The sequence below is a fragment of the Methylobacterium soli genome, assembly GCF_008806385.1.
Taxonomy (GTDB): domain Bacteria; phylum Pseudomonadota; class Alphaproteobacteria; order Rhizobiales; family Beijerinckiaceae; genus Methylobacterium; species Methylobacterium soli.
The window spans coordinates 1-19,460 of the sequence record NZ_VZZK01000063.1; the positions used below are offsets into that span (position 1 = coordinate 1).

13 protein-coding genes and 1 tRNA gene are annotated in these 19,460 nt (G+C 65.8%); all 14 read left to right on the top strand.

Features of this window, described 5'->3' with window-relative positions; genetic code table 11:
- Positions 1–184 precede the first annotated feature (184 nt).
- A complete protein-coding gene (locus F6X53_RS30060; protein WP_210386428.1) occupies positions 185–1,144 on the top strand; it encodes a DUF1444 family protein in 960 nt (319 codons plus the stop codon).
- A 55-nt stretch (positions 1,145–1,199) separates the two neighbouring features.
- A tRNA-Trp gene (locus F6X53_RS30065) sits at positions 1,200–1,276 on the top strand.
- Between the two features lie 159 nt (positions 1,277–1,435).
- The gene (gene secE / locus F6X53_RS30070; protein ID WP_150966913.1) at positions 1,436–1,732 is read left to right on the top strand and encodes a preprotein translocase subunit SecE; all 297 of its coding nucleotides are present in this window, start codon (positions 1,436–1,438) and stop codon (positions 1,730–1,732) included.
- A 58-nt stretch (positions 1,733–1,790) separates the two neighbouring features.
- The gene (nusG, locus tag F6X53_RS30075; protein WP_150966914.1) at positions 1,791–2,324 is read left to right on the top strand and encodes a transcription termination/antitermination protein NusG; all 534 of its coding nucleotides are present in this window, start codon (positions 1,791–1,793) and stop codon (positions 2,322–2,324) included.
- A gap of 197 nt (positions 2,325–2,521) precedes the next feature.
- Positions 2,522–2,971: a 50S ribosomal protein L11 gene (rplK, locus tag F6X53_RS30080; RefSeq protein ID WP_151005298.1), complete on the top strand. Its 450-nt coding sequence runs from the start codon at positions 2,522–2,524 to the stop codon at positions 2,969–2,971.
- A gap of 12 nt (positions 2,972–2,983) precedes the next feature.
- Complete coding sequence (rplA, locus tag F6X53_RS30085) at positions 2,984–3,682, top strand: 50S ribosomal protein L1 (protein WP_151005300.1); 699 nt, start codon at positions 2,984–2,986, stop codon at positions 3,680–3,682.
- Between the two features lie 197 nt (positions 3,683–3,879).
- Positions 3,880–5,508: a B12-binding domain-containing radical SAM protein gene (locus F6X53_RS30090; protein ID WP_151005302.1), complete on the top strand. Its 1,629-nt coding sequence runs from the start codon at positions 3,880–3,882 to the stop codon at positions 5,506–5,508.
- A gap of 539 nt (positions 5,509–6,047) precedes the next feature.
- On the top strand, positions 6,048–6,566 hold the full coding sequence (rplJ, locus tag F6X53_RS30095) for a 50S ribosomal protein L10 (protein WP_151005304.1): 519 nt from the start codon (positions 6,048–6,050) through the stop codon (positions 6,564–6,566).
- A gap of 60 nt (positions 6,567–6,626) precedes the next feature.
- Positions 6,627–7,007 (top strand): 50S ribosomal protein L7/L12, encoded by a 381-nt coding sequence (gene rplL / locus F6X53_RS30100; protein ID WP_151005306.1) that lies wholly within the window; start codon positions 6,627–6,629, stop codon positions 7,005–7,007.
- Between the two features lie 245 nt (positions 7,008–7,252).
- The gene (rpoB, locus tag F6X53_RS30105; RefSeq protein WP_151005308.1) at positions 7,253–11,380 is read left to right on the top strand and encodes a DNA-directed RNA polymerase subunit beta; all 4,128 of its coding nucleotides are present in this window, start codon (positions 7,253–7,255) and stop codon (positions 11,378–11,380) included.
- 174 nt (positions 11,381–11,554) lie between these two features.
- Positions 11,555–15,763: a DNA-directed RNA polymerase subunit beta' gene (gene rpoC, locus F6X53_RS30110; protein ID WP_151005310.1), complete on the top strand. Its 4,209-nt coding sequence runs from the start codon at positions 11,555–11,557 to the stop codon at positions 15,761–15,763.
- 465 nt (positions 15,764–16,228) lie between these two features.
- A complete protein-coding gene (gene rpsL, locus F6X53_RS30115) occupies positions 16,229–16,600 on the top strand; it encodes a 30S ribosomal protein S12 (RefSeq protein WP_150966907.1) in 372 nt (123 codons plus the stop codon).
- Between the two features lie 104 nt (positions 16,601–16,704).
- Positions 16,705–17,175, top strand: a complete 471-nt coding sequence (gene rpsG / locus F6X53_RS30120; protein WP_151005312.1) for a 30S ribosomal protein S7 — start codon at positions 16,705–16,707, stop codon at positions 17,173–17,175.
- 31 nt (positions 17,176–17,206) lie between these two features.
- Positions 17,207–19,282: an elongation factor G gene (gene fusA, locus F6X53_RS30125; RefSeq protein WP_151005314.1), complete on the top strand. Its 2,076-nt coding sequence runs from the start codon at positions 17,207–17,209 to the stop codon at positions 19,280–19,282.
- The last annotated feature ends 178 nt before the right edge of the window (positions 19,283–19,460 follow it).

The following is a 19,460-nucleotide window of genomic DNA, read 5'->3' on the forward strand; positions in this document are numbered from 1 at the left end:
CGCTTCGCCATCCGCGAGGGCGGACGCACCGTCGGCGCAGGCGTCGTCGCCGCCATCAACGAGTAAGATTCAGTCGCGGCGCAGGAATGCACCTGAACCGCGACGTGCCGCGACGCAAATTCACGCTCGACTTGTAAAAATCAGCACAAGCACGTGATTGACCAGTCTATCGCCGGCGCTCGTCTTGACGAAGCGTCGGCGAAAATATTTTCATGGCACTTTCAAACATCAACCAGGGCGCGGAATGCCTCCGATCACTTTGAATGTGTCGCCCGCCCGGCGCGCTGTCCTCGGCTTCGGAATTGGTCTCCTTCTACCGTCCCTGGCACGCGGCGACGCGTTGACCGATGGTCGGTTCTACCAGGAAGTCGCCGCGATCCTGCGGGCAACGCGCCCGGCCGCGACGATCATTCCCGATTCCAATCCGCAACAGATCCGGGTCGATCAATTCACCTTCTTCCTCGGCAATCTCTACACGCGCGTCGAGGGGCTTGACCCAACCGCCCGCCGCAAGACCATCGAATCCTATCTCGCACGGGCGCTCGTCGACCCGCAGGGGGAGCCGGACCGCGGGTCTCCCGGATTTGCCGACGCCAAGCCGCGCCTTCGCATCCAGCTCGCGCCGAAGCCGGCCGTCGCCCATGCCGGCACGCTGGCGCAACGGCCCTTCTCCGACCTGCTGGCCGTGACCTACGTCCTCGATGAGGCGGAGCGCTATCAATACGTGACGCTGGCGATGCTGGATTCCTGGAAGACCGACGCCGCGTCCATCGAGCGACAGGCCATCGCCAATCTCGAGGCTGCCTCGAAGGAGACGGCCATCTCCCTTGTCGTCGCAGACGGCACTCCGGTTCTCGCGATGGTGATGACGGGAGACGGCTACGACGCGGCGCGCCTGCTCCTGCCGGGCTTCCTCGCCGAGATTCGTCATGCCCTGAAAGCCGAAGCGCTCACCGTCGCGGCTCCGACGCGCGATCTCCTCATGGCTTGGCCCCCGGATAGCAGGGCCCGCGTGACTCTCGCCGCAGATGTGCGCAAGCAGATGAAGCAGGGTCCCTATTCCCGCAGCGACGAGCTGTTCCACGTCGACCAAGCGGGCTTGCGTCCGCTCACGATCCGCGAACGCGCCGACCACGATCGCTGAGGATGTCGCAGCCTCTTGCGCACCGCGCTCTGATGAGGCATGGAGCGTGGCGCCTAGGAGTGTAGCTCAACTGGTCAGAGCGCCGGTCTCCAAAACCGGAGGTTGCGGGTTCGAGTCCCTCCACTCCTGCCAGTCTGCTTCTCCCCCGTCTCATGCCCTGTCGACAAGCCGTCGGACTTGCGCTAGAGCGGGCGCACTCCGAGATCGATGATGGCCGTCGGTGCGGGCTTACCCAGAGCCCCGGCGCCGCGGTTTCCCCGTTCTCGGCCAGTTTTCCCGGTTCTTGGCGCCATGGCATCGAACGAAGCGACGAAGAAAATGGATGTGACGCGTGGTACCCCGCGCGGATCGTCGACGCCGACGCCGCCGCGCCAGACCCCGCCGGCCCGGCCCGCGCCGAAGCGCACGGGTCCGCTGGAGTTCCTGAACCAGGTGCGCGACGAGGGCCGTAAGGTCACGTGGCCCACCCGCAAGGAGACCACCGTGACCACCATCATGGTGTTCATCATGGTGGTGCTCGCGAGCCTGTTCTTCACCGTGGTGGATCAGGCCATGCGCTACCTCGTCGGTCTGGTCCTCGGGGTCTGAGAATTTCCTTCGGCCCGCCCCCGTGGCGGCAGCCGGAAGTCTGGAGTTGATCGCAACCGTGTCGAAGCGCTGGTACATCGTCCACGCCTACTCGAACTTCGAGAACAAGGTCGCCCAGTCCATCAAGGATCAGGCGGCCCAGCGCGGACTCCTGGAGCTCTTCGACGAGGTGATGGTCCCGACCGAGAAGGTCACCGAGGTTCGCCGCGGCCGCAAGGTCGATGCCGAGCGCAAGTTCTTCCCCGGCTACGTCCTGGTAAAGTGCGACCTGACGGACGAGGTCTATCACCTCATCAAGAACACCCCCAAGGTCACGGGCTTCCTCGGCGCCGACAAGTCGAAGCCGGTGCCGATTCCCGACGCCGAGGCCGAGCGCATCAAGGGCCAGGTCGCCGAGGGCGTCGACCGCCCGAAGCCCTCGATATCCTTCGAGATCGGCGAGACCGTCCGCGTCGCCGACGGACCGTTCGCCTCCTTCAACGGCACGGTCGAGGAGATCGACGAGAGCCGTTCGCGCCTCAAGGTCGCGGTGTCGATCTTCGGCCGCGCGACGCCGGTCGAGCTCGAATACGCCCAGGTCGAGAAGGCCTGAGACTGATCGCATTCCGAATCGGTCGGGGCTGAGGCCCTGACCGTAAGGCCGCGACCCGGATCGACCGGGCCGGCACCACGCGCGGGAGGCTCGCCCGGTTCGCCGCCGGGGTCCAGGGGCCGCACCGCGACCTGCAACCGTCCGACCCGCCGGAGCCTTAGGCAGCCCGGTGGCGGGCATGATTTGGGAGCAGTCCCATGGCGAAGAAGATCACGGGCTACGTGAAGCTTCAGGTCCCGGCCGGCGCCGCCAATCCGTCGCCGCCGATCGGCCCCGCGCTCGGTCAGCGCGGCCTCAACATCATGGAATTCTGCAAGGCCTTCAACGCGAAGACCGCGCAGATCGAGAAGGGGACCCCGATCCCGGTCGTGATCACGGCCTACCAGGACCGGTCATTCACCTTCGAGATGAAGCAGCCCCCGGTCACCTTCTTCCTGAAGAAGGCGGCGGGCCTGAAGATCGGCAAGAAGCCGGCTTCCGGATCGAAGACGCCCGGCAAGGGCCCGACGGTCGGCAAGGTCACCGAGGCTCAGCTCCGCGAGATCGCCGAGCGGAAGATGCCCGACCTCAACTGCGATTCGGTCGATGCCGCCGTCGCGATGATCCGTGGCTCCGCGCGAGCCATGGGCCTCGACGTCGTCGCGTAAGGGGAGGGCAAGATGGCACACGAAGGCAAGCGCATCCGCGCCGCCCGCGAGGGCATCGAGCCGATGAAGCTCTACGCGATCGACGAGGCGATCAAGCTCGTGAAGGCGAAGGCCAGCGCCAAGTTCGACGAGACCGTCGAGGTCTCGATGAATCTCGGCGTCGACCCGCGCCACGCCGACCAGATGGTCCGCGGCGTCTGCAACCTGCCGAACGGTTCAGGCCGCACGGTCCGCGTGGCGGTCTTCGCCCGCGGCGCCAAGGCGGATGATGCCCGCGCGGCCGGTGCCGACATCGTCGGCGCCGAGGATCTCCTCGAGATCGTCCAGAGCGGCAAGATCGAGTTCGATCGCTGCATCGCGACCCCGGACATGATGCCGCTCGTCGGCCGCCTCGGTAAGGTGCTGGGCCCGCGCGGCCTGATGCCGAACCCGAAGGTCGGCACCGTCACGATGGACGTGAAGGGTGCGGTCGCGGGCGCCAAGGGCGGCTCGGTCGAGTTCCGCGTCGAGAAGGCCGGTATCGTGCACGCCGGCATCGGCAAGGTCTCGTTCGACGAGGCCAAGCTCGTCGAGAACATCAAGGCCTTCGCCGATGCGGTGGCCAAGGCGAAGCCCGCCGGCGCCAAGGGCACCTACATCCAGCGCATCGCCGTCACCTCGACGATGGGCCCCGGCGTGAAGGTCGAGCCCGCAACCGTGCTCACGGCCTGAGGCTCTGACAGGACGGTCCGGTTCCAGGAATCGGCAGGCAGGCGCCCGGCTTCGCAAGGAGCCGGGCGCTTCGCGTTTCGGGTCGGGCCAATGCTCATCGGGCTGTGATCGGCGCCTGAGAGGTTCGCCCCCGCAATCGGTGGAATCCGTCGCCCGAGGGGGGCGATTTCGACCCAGGCTGTGCTAGATACCAGCCCATGCGATGCTCCCTTGCCGTCACCACCGTGAGACGCATCCTCTGCGTCTTTCCCGCCTACACACCCTCCTTCGGAACCTTCTCGCACGCCTACCCGCTGATGGGCGGCGTGAAGGCCTTCATGCCGCCGCAGGGTCTCCTGCTGATCGCGGCCTACATGCCGGATTCCTGGGAATGCCGGTTCATCGATGAGAATATTCGGCGGGCGACGCCCGACGAATTCGCCTGGGCCGACGCGGTGTTCGTGTCGGGCATGCACATCCAGGCCCCCCAGATCCGGGACATCAACGCCCGGGCGCATGCGGCCGGCAAGGTCACGGTGCTGGGCGGCCCCTCGGTCTCGGGCTCCCCCGAACAATATCCGGATTTCGACTACCTGCACCTCGGCGAGATCGGCGACGCGACCGATCAGCTCGTCGAGATCCTCGACCGCGACGTCTCGATTCCCGCCAGCCAGCATCGCTTGGAGACGCGCGAGCGCCTGGCTCTCTCGGACTTCCCCGCGCCCGCCTACGAGGCCGCGCCGCTCAAGCGCTACCTGATCGGATCGCTCCAGTTCTCGTCCGGCTGCCCTTACCGCTGCGAGTTCTGCGACATCCCGCAGCTCTACGGGCGCCAGCCGCGCCTGAAGACGCCCGAGCAGATGTGCGCGGAGCTCGACGCCATCATCGCGCAGCCCGGCCACCCGGCGGTGGTCTATTTCGTCGACGACAACTTCATCGGCAACCGCAAGGCCACGAAGGACATGCTGCCACATCTGGTGGCGTGGCAGAAGGCCAACGACTACCCGCTTCAGTTCGCCTGCGAGGCGACCCTGAACATGGCCAAGCAGCCCGACATCCTCGCGCTGATGCGCGAGGCGAACTTCATGACGGTCTTCGTCGGCATCGAGACGCCGGAGGAGGACGCGCTCGCGGGCATCGACAAGAAGCACAACGCCGCCGTGCCGATGTACGAGGCGATCGAGACCCTCAACAGCTACGGGCTCGAAGTCACGTCGGGCATCATCCTCGGCCTCGACAGCGATACCGAGCAGTCCGAGGACAAGCTGATCGACTTCATCGACCGCTCCGGCATCCCGGTCCTGACCATCAACCTGCTGCAGGCGCTTCCCAAGACGCCGCTCTGGGACCGCCTGACCCGCGAGGGCCGGCTGGTGCACGATGCGGCCCTCGAATCGAATGTCCTGTTCAAGCGGCCGCATGACGACGTCGTGGCGAGCTGGCGCAAGGCGATCGCCCACGCCTACACGCCGGACAAGATCTTCGATCGCTTCCGCCATCAGGTCGAGACCACCTATCCCCATCGGATCAAGACCCCGACCAAGGGCAAGCTGACGCGCACGAATCTGCGGCGCGGGCTGATCCTCGGCTTCAACATCGTGCTGCGGGTCGGTATCCTGTCGGATTACCGGCGTCCCTTCTGGCAGGCGGCCGGGCACGCGCTGCGTCGGGGACAGATCGAGGCCGTGTTCAACATGGGCTTCGTGGCCCATCATCTCATCCGCTTCACCCGCGAGGCCCTGCGCGGCGAGCACAACGCCTCCTTCTACGCCGCCAAGGCCGAGCAGCGCGAAGCCGAGCGCAACCGGCCCTGGTGGCAAGCGGCGCGGCGCTTCCTTCCGACCTGAGGGGAGGGCGGGATCGGCCGGGTCGCGGGAACCTCGCGGAACGCGCATGCAAGCTGTGCTTGCCTGCGACGGAATTGTCGCGCGCGGGCCCTTGGCAGGCGGCTTGCTAGGCTCTATACACCGCGCTCCACGATATTCACTTTGAGGTTGGGAGCCGGTCGCTCGACCGCGTTCCGCAAGAGATGCCGTCTGGGCAACCAGGCGGTAATGGCCGGAGGGACCTGTGAGGCGGAATGCTTCCCAGGGCCGTGTCCGGCCATGTCCTGTCCGAGACTGCAGGCGCCGGGCAACCGGCTTAATCGTCTGAAAGCCTGCACAGACTGGGAAGACCGAATTCAACACCCTCGCCAGCCTGCATCCGCGGGACGGTGAGGCATCGGTTTGAACCATCTCGCCCATGGTGTCCTTCGGGGCACCAGGGGACAGGGCCGTGAAGCGTCGTTCAGGACGTTCCGGCTTCATCGAGGCCGAGATCCGTCCCGGGCGGCATGTGCAACCGGCGGACCCGAGATCGGGTTCCGCCAACCGGAGAGAGCCCAGTGGACAGGACAGCAAAAGCTGATCTCGTCTCGACGCTCAACGGCGTGTTCGCGAACACGGCCGTCGTCGTCGTGGCCCACTACAAGGGCCTCACGGTCGCTGACATGCAGAAGCTGCGCTCGCAGATGAAGCAGGCCGGCGCCACCGTGAAGGTCGCCAAGAACCGCCTCGCCAACATCGCTCTCGATGGCACGGACGTCGCCTCCATCAAGCCCCTCCTGAAGGGTCCGACCCTGCTCGCTTATTCGAGCGACCCGGTCGCGGCCGCGAAGGTTGCGGTGGATTTCGCCAAGACCAACGACAAGCTCGTGATCCTCGGCGGCGCCATGGGAACGACAGCCCTGAACCCGGACGGCGTGAAGGCCCTCGCCTCGCTCCCGTCCCTCGACGAACTGCGCGCCAAGATCGTGGGCCTCGTGCAGGCTCCCGCGACCAAGATCGCTCAGGTCGTCAATGCGCCGGCGGCCAAGCTCGCCCGCGTGTTCGGGGCTTATGCCAAGAGGGACGAAGCGGCCTGAGGGCTGGTTCACCCCCTTTCAAAACCAACCGTTCAAACCGATATCCAGAGGAACACAATCATGGCTGATCTTGCCAAGCTCGTTGACGACCTCTCGTCGCTGACCGTTCTCGAGGCTGCCGACCTCGCCAAGATGCTCGAAGAGAAGTGGGGCGTCTCGGCCGCCGCTGCCGTCGCCGTGGCCGCTGGGCCGGCTGCCGGTGGTGGCGCCGCTGCCGCCGTCGAGGAGCAGACCGAGTTCACGGTCGTGCTCGCCGCCGCCGGCGACAAGAAGATCGAGGTCATCAAGGAGGTCCGCGCGATCACCGGCCTCGGCCTCAAGGAGGCCAAGGACCTCGTCGAGGGCGCCCCGAAGCCCGTCAAGGAAGCCGTCACCAAGGACGAGGCCGAGAAGCTCAAGGCTCAGCTCGAGAAGGCCGGCGCCAAGGTCGAGCTCAAGTAAGACTCCGATGGGCCGCCTCCGGCCCATCACAGCGCGGCAAGCTGGTCTCAGCCTGCCGTGACCGGAGCCCGCGGGTGTTCTCACCCGCGGGCTAAGGTCGCTTCGGGCGGCCGGTGGATCCTGGGACGGGTCCGGGTGGAATTCAGTTTCGGGTGGGGCGGTCCGGCGGGGCGCGTTCCACGGCCCGGTGCGGGAAGGCAGCTTTCCCCGGGCAACCAGGACGCGGGATGGTGGAGCGAGGTCACATGGCCAATACGCTGGTCGGTCGCAAGCGCATTCGCAAGTTCTTCGGCAAGATCCGGGAAGTCGCCGAGATGCCGAACCTGATCGAGGTTCAAAAGGCGTCCTACGACCAGTTCCTGATGGTGGACGAGCCCGAGGGCGGCCGCGCGGACGAGGGTCTGCAGACGGTCTTCAAGTCCGTCTTCCCGATCTCGGACTTCTCCTCCACGGCGCTGCTCGAATTCGTGCGCTACACCTTCGAGCCGCCGAAATTCGATGTCGACGAGTGCCGCCAGCGCGGCATTACCTTCGCGGCGCCCCTCAAGGTGACGCTGCGCCTGATCGTGTTCGATGTGGACCCGGATACGGGCGCCAAGTCCGTCAAGGACATCAAGGAGCAGGACGTCTACATGGGCGACATGCCCCTGATGACGGAGAACGGCACCTTCATCGTCAACGGCACCGAGCGCGTCATCGTCTCGCAGATGCACCGCTCGCCGGGCGTGTTCTTCGATCACGACAAGGGCAAGACGCATTCCTCGGGCAAGCTCCTGTTCGCGGCCCGCATCATCCCGTATCGCGGCTCCTGGCTCGACGTCGAGTTCGACGCCAAGGACATCGTGCACGTGCGCATCGACCGGAAGCGCAAGCTCCCGGTCACCTCGCTGCTGTTCGCGCTGGGCCTCGACGGCGAGGAGATCCTGTCGACCTTCTACAACCGCGTGGTCTACGACCGTGACGGCGCCGATTGGCGCGTGCCGTTCGATGCCGAGCGGCTGAAGGGTTTCAAGGCCACCGTCAACCTGATCGATGCCGATTCGGGCGAGGTCGTCCTCGAAGCCGGCAAGAAGCTCAACGCCCGCAACGCCCGCCAGATCGGCGAGAAGGGCACGAAGTCCCTGAAGGCGACAGACGAGGATCTGGTCGGGCAGTACATCGCCGAGGACCTCGTCAACCCGAAGACGGGCGAGATCTGGGCCGAGGCCGGCGACGAGATCTCCGAGAAGCTCCTCAAGAGCCTCGAGGATGTCGGCGTCGCCGAACTCCCGGTGCTCGACATCGACCACGTCAATGTCGGCCCCTACATCCGAAACACGCTGGCGGTGGACAAGAATTCGGGCCGTGAGGGTGCGCTGTTCGACATCTACCGCGTCATGCGCCCGGGCGAGCCGCCGACCCTCGACACCGCCGAGGCGATGTTCCACTCGCTGTTCTTCGATTCCGAGCGCTACGATCTCTCGGCGGTCGGCCGCGTGAAGATGAACATGCGCCTCGACCTCGATGCCGCCGACACCGTGCGCACGCTCCGCAAGGAGGACATGCTCGCGGTCGTCAAGGCGCTCGTGGACCTGCGTGACGGCAAAGGCGAGATCGACGACATCGACCATCTCGGCAACCGCCGGGTCCGCTCGGTCGGCGAGCTCATGGAGAACCAGTACCGCCTCGGCCTGCTGCGCATGGAGCGCGCCATCAAGGAGCGGATGTCGTCCGTCGACATCGACACCGTGATGCCGCAGGACCTGATCAACGCGAAGCCGGCCGCCGCGGCCGTGCGCGAGTTCTTCGGCTCGTCGCAGCTGTCGCAGTTCATGGACCAGACCAATCCGCTCTCGGAAGTCACCCACAAGCGCCGCCTCTCGGCGCTTGGCCCGGGCGGCCTGACGCGCGAGCGCGCCGGCTTCGAGGTGCGCGACGTGCACCCGACGCATTACGGCCGCATCTGCCCGATCGAGACTCCGGAAGGCCCGAATATCGGCCTGATCAACTCGCTCGCCACCTTCGCGCGCGTGAACAAGTACGGCTTCATCGAGACCCCGTTCCGTCGCGTGAAGGAGGGCGTGGTCACGGACGAGGTCGCCTACCTGTCGGCCATGGAGGAGGCGAAGTATTACGTCGCCCAGGCGAACGCCCAGATGGACGAGAACCGCAAGCTGACGGAGGACCTCGTGGTCTGCCGCCGCGCTGGCGAGGTCATCGTGGTCGGGCCCGAGCGCGTCGACCTCATGGACGTGTCGCCCAAGCAGCTCGTCTCGGTCGCCGCCGCGCTGATCCCGTTCCTGGAGAACGACGACGCGAACCGCGCGCTGATGGGCTCGAACATGCAGCGCCAGGCGGTGCCGCTCGTGCGGGCCGACGCGCCGTTCGTCGGCACCGGCATGGAAGCTGTGGTCGCGCGCGATTCGGGCGCCGCCATCGCGGCGCGGCGCTCCGGCATCGTCGATCAGGTGGACGCCACCCGTATCGTCATCCGGGCGACCGAGGAGGCCGACGCCACCAAGCCCGGCGTCGACATCTACCGCCTGCAGAAGTTCCAGCGCTCCAACCAGTCGACCTGCATCACGCAGAAGCCGCTGGTGCGCGTGGGCGAGCCCGTGAAGAAGGGCGAGATCATCGCCGACGGTCCCTCGACCGAGTTCGGCGAGCTCGCGCTCGGCCGCAACGTGCTCGTCGCGTTCATGCCCTGGAACGGCTACAACTTCGAAGATTCGATCCTGCTCTCCGAGCGGATCGTGAAGGATGACGTGTTCACCTCGATCCACATCGAGGAATTCGAGGTGATGGCCCGCGACACCAAGCTCGGGCCGGAGGAGATCACCCGCGACATCCCGAACGTCTCGGAGGAGGCGCTGAAGAACCTCGACGAGGCCGGCATCGTCTATATCGGCGCCGAGGTCCACGCGGGCGACATCCTGGTCGGCAAGATCACCCCGAAGGGCGAGAGCCCGATGACGCCGGAGGAGAAGCTCCTGCGCGCCATCTTCGGCGAGAAGGCCTCGGACGTGCGCGACACGTCCCTGCGCGTGCCGCCGGGCGTCACCGGCACCATCGTCGAGGTGCGGGTGTTCAACCGTCACGGCGTCGACAAGGACGAGCGTGCACAGGCGATCGAGCGCGAGGAGATCGAGCGCCTCGCCAAGGATCGCGACGACGAGCAGGCGATCCTCGATCGCAACACCTATGCCCGCCTCGCGCAGGTTCTGGTGGGGCAGTCCCCGATCGCCGGTCCCAAGGGCTTCCGCAAGGACACCACGCTCACCCGCGAGGGCCTGAACGACTATCCGCGTTCCCAATGGTGGCAGTTCGCCGTCGTCGAAGACCGTCTCATGACCGAGATGGAAGCGATGCAGAAGCAGTACGACGAGTCGAAGAAGCGCCTTGAGCAGCGCTTCCTCGACAAGGTCGAGAAGCTGCAGCGCGGCGACGAGCTCCCGCCCGGCGTGATGAAGATGGTCAAGGTCTTCGTCGCGGTGAAGCGCAAGATCCAGCCCGGCGACAAGATGGCCGGCCGCCACGGCAACAAGGGCGTCGTCTCGCGGATCGTCCCGATCGAGGACATGCCGTTCCTGGAGGACGGGACGCATGCCGACATCGTGCTGAATCCGCTCGGCGTGCCGAGCCGCATGAATGTCGGTCAGATCCTGGAGACGCATCTGGGCTGGGCGGCCGCCGGTCTCGGCCGCAAGGTCTCGAAGGCGGTCGATGCCTACCTGCGCAACCAGGACATCGCCCCGTTGCGGGAGGAGATGCAGAGCATCTACTCGCCGGCCGAGATCGAGGGCCTGTCGGACGAAGACATGTTGGAGGTCGGCAACAATCTCCGGCGCGGCGTGCCCATGGCAACGCCTGTCTTCAACGGCGCCAAGGAAGCCGACATCGAGGCCATGCTGGAAATGGCCGGCCTCGACCGCTCGGGCCAGTCGACCCTCTACGACGGACGCACGGGTGAGCCTTTCGACCGCAAGGTGACGATGGGCTACATCTACATGCTGAAGCTGCACCACCTCGTGGACGACAAGATCCACGCCCGCTCGATCGGTCCCTACTCGCTGGTGACCCAGCAGCCGCTCGGTGGCAAGGCGCAGTTCGGCGGACAGCGCTTCGGCGAAATGGAGGTCTGGGCGCTGGAGGCCTACGGGGCCGCCTACACGCTGCAGGAGATGCTCACCGTGAAGTCGGACGACGTGGCCGGCCGCACCAAGGTCTACGAGGCCATCGTGCGCGGTGACGACACCTTCGAGGCGGGCATTCCCGAGAGCTTCAACGTTCTCGTCAAGGAGATGCGCTCGCTCGGCCTCAACGTCGAGCTCACCTCCTCGAAGCAATCGGCAGCCAACGACCAGATCGAGCCGCCCGCGGACGCGGCCGAGTAAGTCGAGACGACACCTCCCGTGCCGGCTTTCGCGAGCCGGCACGGTCCGAGCGGGGAGGGGCAGCGCCTTCCGACGAGACGACGGCCAGCAGCGCCTCAGCCGGGCGCGGCGCCGGAAAGACGTTCAGTGTGCGGCAGCCCAGGCGCGGGGCAGCCCGCCAGCAAGGAGTAGATCATGAACCAAGAGGTCATGAATCTTTTCAACCAGCAGGCCCAGCCCCAAAGCTTCGACCAAATCAAGATCTCGATTTCCAGCCCCGAGAAGATCCTCTCGTGGTCCTATGGCGAGATCAAGAAGCCCGAGACGATCAACTATCGGACCTTCAAGCCTGAGCGCGACGGCCTGTTCTGCGCGCGCATTTTCGGGCCCATCAAGGACTACGAGTGCTTGTGCGGCAAGTACAAGCGCATGAAGTACAAGGGCGTCATCTGCGAGAAGTGCGGCGTCGAGGTCACCCTCGCGCGCGTCCGGCGCGACCGCATGGGCCATATCGAGCTGGCCGCGCCCGTCGCTCACATCTGGTTCCTGAAGTCGCTGCCGAGCCGCATCGGCCTGCTGCTCGACATGGCGCTCAAGGACCTCGAGCGCATCCTGTACTTCGAGTCCTACTGCGTGATCGAGCCCGGCCTCACCCCGCTGAAGGAGCGTCAGCTCCTCTCCGAGGAAGAGTACCTGCGCGCGCAGGAGGAATACGGCGAGGACAGCTTCACCGCCATGATCGGCGCCGAAGCGATCCGCCGGATTCTCCAGGAACTCGACCTCGAGGGCATCGCGAACTCGCTTCGCGAGGAAATTGCCACCACCACCTCCGAGCTGAAGCCCAAGAAGCTCCTGAAGCGCCTCAAGATCATCGAGGCGTTCCAGATGTCGGGCAACAAGCCCGAGTGGATGATCCTGACCGTGGTCCCGGTGATCCCGCCGGACCTGCGTCCGCTCGTCCCCCTGGATGGCGGCCGGTTCGCGACGTCCGATCTCAACGACCTGTACCGGCGCGTCATCAACCGCAACAACCGCCTGAAGCGCCTGATCGAACTGCGCGCGCCCGACATCATCATCCGCAACGAGAAGCGGATGCTGCAGGAGGCCGTCGATGCGCTGTTCGACAACGGGCGGCGCGGCCGCGTCATCACGGGTGCCAACAAGCGCCCGCTGAAGTCGCTCGCCGACATGCTGAAGGGCAAGCAGGGCCGTTTCCGCCAGAACCTGCTCGGCAAGCGCGTCGATTATTCGGGCCGCTCGGTCATCGTGGTCGGCCCGGAGCTGAAGCTGCATCAGTGCGGCCTGCCGAAGAAGATGGCCCTGGAGCTGTTCAAGCCCTTCATCTACGCCCGGCTCGACGCCAAAGGCTTCTCGGCCACGGTCAAGCAGGCCAAGAAGCTCGTGGAGAAGGAGAAGCCGGAGGTCTGGGACATCCTCGACGAGGTGATCCGCGAGCACCCGGTGATGCTGAACCGCGCGCCGACGCTCCACCGACTCGGCATCCAGGCCTTTGAGCCGAAGCTGATCGAGGGCAAGGCGATCCAGCTGCATCCGCTCGTCTGCGCGGCGTTCAACGCCGACTTCGACGGCGACCAGATGGCCGTGCACGTGCCCCTGAGCCTCGAGGCTCAGCTCGAAGCGCGCGTCCTGATGATGTCGACGAACAACATCCTGCACCCGGCCAATGGTCAGCCGATCATCGTGCCGTCGCAGGACATCGTTCTCGGTCTCTACTACCTCTCTATCGTTGCCGAGGGTGCCCCGGGCGCGTTCGATGCGGCCAGCAAGACCAACCCGATGCAGGGCGTCTACGGCAACATCGGCGAGCTGGAGCACGCGCTCGCGGCGAAAGCCGTGTCGCTGCACTCCAAGATCAAGTGGCGCTGGAAGGGCATCGGCCCGGATGGCCAGCCGCTGACCAAGACCTACGACACCACCCCGGGCCGCGTGATCCTGTCCGGCGTGCTGCCACTGCATCCCAAGGTCCCCTTCGACATCGTCAACAAGTTGATGACGAAGAAGGAGATCTCCGCGATGATCGACACCGTCTACCGCCATTGCGGTCAGAAGGAGTCGGTGATCTTCTGCGACCGCATCATGGCGCTCGGCTTCTCCCACGCGTTCAAGGCCGGCATCTCGTTCGGCAAGGACGACATGGTGGTGCCGGACAACAAGTGGTCGATCGTCGACGACACCCGCGCGCTCGTGAAGGATTACGAGCAGCAGTACAATGACGGCCTGATCACCCAGGGCGAGAAGTACAACAAGGTCGTGGATGCCTGGGCGAAGTGCTCGGACAAGCTCGCGGCCGAGATGATGGGCCGCATCTCGGCGGTCCAGAAGGACGAGAACGGGGCCGACAAGCAGGTCAACTCGATCTACATGATGAGCCATTCCGGTGCCCGCGGCTCGCCGGCTCAGATGAAGCAGCTCGCGGCCATGCGCGGCCTCATGGCCAAGCCGTCCGGCGAGATCATCGAGACGCCGATCATCTCGAACTTCAAGGAAGGCCTCGACGTTCTCGAGTACTTCAACTCCACCCACGGCGCCCGGAAGGGCCTCGCGGACACGGCGCTCAAGACCGCGAACTCGGGCTACCTCACCCGTCGCCTCGTCGACGTGGCGCAGGATGCCGTCATCCGGGAGACGGATTGCGGCACGACCAACGGCATCAAGATGCGCGCCATCATCGATGCCGGCCAGGTCGTGGCGCCGCTCGCCATCCGGATTCTCGGCCGCGCCACGGCAGAGGATCTGGTGGCCCAGGACGGCACGATGATCGTGAAGTCCGGCGAGACCATCGAGGAGCGCCACCTCCCGGCGATCACGGCGGCCGGCATCCAGGAGGTCAAGATCCGCTCCGTGCTGGTCTGCCAGACCCGCAGCGGCGTCTGCGCGACCTGCTACGGACGTGATCTCGCCCGCGGTACGCCCGTCAATATGGGTGAGGCCGTCGGCGTCATCGCGGCGCAGTCCATCGGCGAGCCGGGTACCCAGCTCACCATGCGCACCTTCCACATCGGCGGTGCGGCGCAGATCGCGGATTCGTCCTTCATCGAGTCGAGCTTCGAGGGCACGATCAAGATCCGCAACCGGGCGCTCGCCCGCAACACGGATGGCGATCTGATCGCTACCGGCCGCAACGTGGCCGTGGTGATCATCGGCTCCGACGGGACGGAGCGCGCCGTGCACCGCCTGCAATACGGCGCCAGGGTGCGGGTCGACGAGGGCGACAAGGTCAAGCGCGGCCAGCGCATCGCCGAGTGGGACCCCTATACCCGTCCGATCATCACCGAGGCGGACGGTATCGTGGCCTACGAGGATCTCTATGACGGCCAGTCCATCACGGAGACCACGGACGAATCGACCGGCATCGCCAAGCGCGTCGTCATCGATTGGCGCGGTTCGGCACGCACCTCCGACCTGAAGCCGGCGATGATCGTCGTCGGTGCCGACGGCAAGCCGATCAAGCTGCCGCGCGGCTCCGATGCCCGCTACTTCCTGCCCGTCGACGCCATCATCGGCTACGATCCGGGCGGCAAGGTGAAGGCCGGCGACATCCTGGCCCGCGTCTCGACCGATTCCGCCAAGACCCGTGACATCACCGGCGGTCTGCCGCGGGTGGCGGAGCTGTTCGAGGCGCGTCGTCCGAAGGATGCGGCGATCATCGCGGAGAAGTCCGGCACGATCCAGTTCGGCCGCGACTACAAGAACAAGCGCAGGCTGACGCTCACGCCGCATGACGGATCGGAAGCGGTCGAGTACCTCATCCCCAAGGGCAAGCACATCCACCTGCAGGATGGGGACGTGGTGGAACTCGGCGACTATATCGTCGACGGGAACCCGGCACCGCACGACATCCTGGCGATCAAGGGCGTGGAGGAGCTTGCCGCTTACCTCGTCAACGAGATCCAGGAGGTCTACCGGCTCCAGGGCGTGTCGATCAACGACAAGCACATCGAGGTCATCGTCCGGCAGATGCTGCAGAAGGTGGAGATCACCGATGGCGGCGATTCGGAGATCCTCACGGGCGACCAGATCGACCGGACCGAGCTCACCGAGATCAACGAGAAGCTGATCGCGGAGGGCAAGAAGCCGGTCGAGGGCGTCCCGGTGCTGCTCGGCATCACCAAGGCCTCGCTGCAGACGAAGTCGTTCATCTCGGCGGCCTCGTTCCAGGAGACGACCCGCGTGCTCACCGAGGCCGCCGTCAACGGCAAGGTCGACATGCTGGAAGGCCTCAAGGAGAACGTCATCGTCGGCTCGCTGATTCCAGCGGGTACCGGCTCGATGGCGGCGGAGATCCGCGCCGTGGCGCGCCGCCGCGACAAGATGATCCTCCAGCAGAAGGCCACCGAGAGCGGTGCGCATTCCCTGGAAGAGCTCCCCCCTGCAGCCGAGTAAGGGCCGCAGGAACTCACAAATCCCTCAGCAAGGGCGGCCTACGGGCCGCCCTTGGCCGTTCCGAGGATCCAGACGGATGGCCGCTCCCCGGAGCGGCGTTTAACATCCGGTGAATGGCGAGATTATCGCCGCGAACCATTGACGGACCGGCAGGGTGCGCGTAGAAGCGCGCCACTCCGGTGGATCGCAGCCGCTGACGGACTGAAGCCCATGCTTCGCAGGTCGTCGCCAGGTCAGCATCGGGGCTCACATCGCCTGACGTCCATGTCAGATCAGTAGGTAAGAGCGCGCCTGCAAAAGGGGGTGCTCCTCTGCCGACAGCGCGCCACGGGTCCTGACCGACCCCTGGCGCATATTCGTTTTGCGGAACATCCCGACGGATGTCCGCTCCAAGTCCCGCAAGGGACGCCGTGACGTGAACGCGTGATCGTGGGGCACCCACGATCCTGAGGAAGAGGGCAGAGGATGCCGACGATCAACCAGCTGATCGCTCAGCCGCGCAAGGCGCAGAAGAGCCGCAACAAGGTGCCGGCGCTCGATGCCTGCCCGCAGAAGCGCGGCGTCTGCACGCGCGTCTACACCACGACGCCGAAGAAGCCGAACTCGGCGCTCCGCAAGGTCGCCAAGGTTCGCCTGACCAACGGCTTCGAGGTGATCGGCTACATCCCGGGCGAGGGCCACAACCTTCAGGAGCACTCCGTGGTGATGATCCGCGGCGGTCGCGTGAAGGATCTTCCGGGCGTGCGCTACCACATCCTGCGCGGCGTCCTCGATACCCAGGGCGTCAAGAACCGGAAGCAGCGCCGCTCGAAGTACGGCGCCAAGCGTCCGAAGTAAGGTTTTTCGCGCATCCCGTAAGGATGTCGCCGGCTTCCCTAGAAGCTCGAGGCGGCCTGCGCGGGATGGTTTGATGAAGTTGATACGACCTACGGAGCGCGCGCATGTCCCGCCGCCACAGTGCCGAGAAGCGTGAGATCATCCCGGACGCCAAGTACGGCGACATCGTCCTCACCAAGTTCATGAATTCGATCATGTACGAGGGCAAGAAGTCGGTTGCCGAGCGCATCGTCTACGGCGCCTTCGACATCGTCGAGAACCGCGCCCGCGCGAACCCGATCGAGGTCTTCCGCGCCGCCCTCGAGAACGTCGCCCCGGCGATCGAGGTCCGCTCCCGCCGCGTCGGCGGCGCGACCTACCAGGTCCCCGTCGAGGTGCGCACGGAGCGCCGCCAGGCACTGGCCATCCGCTGGCTGATCCAGGCTGCCCGCGGCCGCAACGACCGCACCATGATCGAGCGCCTCTCCGCCGAGCTGCTCGACGCCGCCAACAACCGCGGCAACGCCGTCAAGAAGCGGGAAGACACGCACCGGATGGCGGAAGCCAACCGCGCCTTCTCGCACTACCGCTGGTAAGCGGTCCAAGCCCCCTTTCAGGAGCACCCCGATGCCCCGCACGCACGCGATCGAGGACTACCGCAACTTCGGCATCATGGCCCACATTGATGCCGGCAAGACCACGACGACCGAGCGGATCCTCTACTACACCGGAAAGTCCCACAAGATCGGCGAGGTCCATGAGGGCGCCGCCACCATGGACTGGATGGAGCAGGAGCAGGAGCGCGGCATCACGATCACGTCCGCCGCGACGACGTGCTTCTGGCGCGAGAAGCGCCTGAACATCATCGACACGCCCGGCCACGTCGACTTCACCATCGAGGTCGAGCGCTCCCTGCGCGTGCTCGACGGTGCCGTCTGCGTGCTCGACGGCAACCAGGGCGTGGAGCCCCAGACCGAGACCGTGTGGCGCCAGGCCGACAAGTACGACGTGCCGCGCGTCGTGTTCGTCAACAAGATGGACAAGATCGGTGCTGACTTCTTCAAATGCGTCGCCGACATCATCGATCGCGTCGCCGGCAAGCCCGTCTGCCTGCAGTTGCCGATCGGCGCCGAGTCGAACTTCCAGGGCGTCATCGACCTCATCAAGATGAAGTCGATCGTCTGGTCTGGCGAGGCCCTGGGCGCGAACTTCTCCGAGGGGGAGATCCCGGCCGACCTGCAGGACCAGGCTGTCGAGTACCGCACCAAGCTGATCGAGGCCTGCGTCGAGCTCGATGACGACGCGATGGCGGCGTATCTCGACGGCACCGAGCCGGACGAGGCGACCATGCGTCAGCTGGTGCGCAAGGCCGTGCAGCTGCGCGCCTTCCACCCGGTGCTCTGCGGCTCGGCCTTCAAGAACAAGGGCGTCCAGCCGCTCCTAGACGCCGTCGTCGATTACCTGCCCTCGCCCGCCGATCGCGGCGAGATCAAGGGCATCGACTTCAAGACCGAGGAAGATACGGTTCGTCACCCGGCCGACAGCGATCCCTTCTCCATGCTCGCCTTCAAGATCATGGACGACCCCCATGTCGGCACGATCACCTTCTGCCGGGTCTACTCGGGCAAGATCGATTCGGGCGCCAACGTGCTCAACTCGAGCCGTGACAAGAAGGAGCGTGTCGGCCGCATGCTTCTGATGCACGCCAACAACCGCGAGGACGTCAAGGAAGCTTTCGCGGGCGACATCGTCGCTCTCGCGGGCCTCAAGGACACCCGCACGGGCGACACGCTCTGCGATCCGGTCAAGGCCGTGATCCTCGAGAAGATGGAGTTCCCGGAGCCCGTCATCGAGATCGCCGTCGAGCCGAAGTCGAAGGCCGACCAGGAGAAGCTCGGCATCGCGCTCTCGAAGCTCGCCGCCGAGGATCCGTCCTTCCGCGTCTCGACCGACCAGGAATCCGGCCAGACCATCCTTCGCGGAATGGGCGAGCTTCACCTCGACATCAAGGTCGACATCCTGCGCCGCACCTACAAGGTCGACGCGAATATCGGCCAGCCGCAAGTGGCGTATCGCGAGAAGCTGACCCGCCGTCAGGAGATCGACTACACCCACAAGAAGCAGACCGGCGGTACCGGCCAGTTCGCCCGCGTCAAGCTCGTGGTCGAGCCGAACGAGCCGGGCAAGGGCTTCGAGTTCGAGTCGAAGATCGTCGGCGGCGCGGTGCCGAAGGAGTATATCCCGGGCGTCGAGAAGGGCCTGAACTCGGTCCTGGGCGCCGGCATCCTGGCGGGCTTCCCGGTGGTCGACATCAAGGTCGAGCTCGTCGACGGCGCCTTCCACGACGTCGACTCGTCGGCCCTGGCCTTCGAGATCGCCTCCCGGGCAGCCCTGCGTGAGGCCCTGCAGAAGGGCGGATCGGTCCTGCTCGAGCCGGTGATGAAGGTCGAGGTCGTCTCGCCGGAGGATTACACCGGCTCGGTCATCGGCGACCTCAATTCCCGCCGCGGCCAGATCCAGGGCCAGGACATGCGCGGCAACGCGAACGTCATCAACGCGATGGTGCCGCTCGCCAACATGTTCGGCTACGTGAACAACCTGCGCTCCATGTCTCAGGGCCGGGCGAACTTCACGATGCAGTTCGACCATTACGAAGAGGTGCCGCGCGGCGAGGCCGACAAGGTCATCGCCAAGTACGCCTGAGGCAGAAGCGGTCAAGCGGACCGCTTGGCGTACCGCGCAACATCATCCAAATCCCGGGAAGCCGGCCTGACCGCAGGCCGCTTCCGCGAAACCCACCGAACCGGAGGCTAACATGGCCAAAGAGAAGTTTTCGCGCACGAAGCCGCACTGCAACATTGGGACGATCGGCCACGTTGAT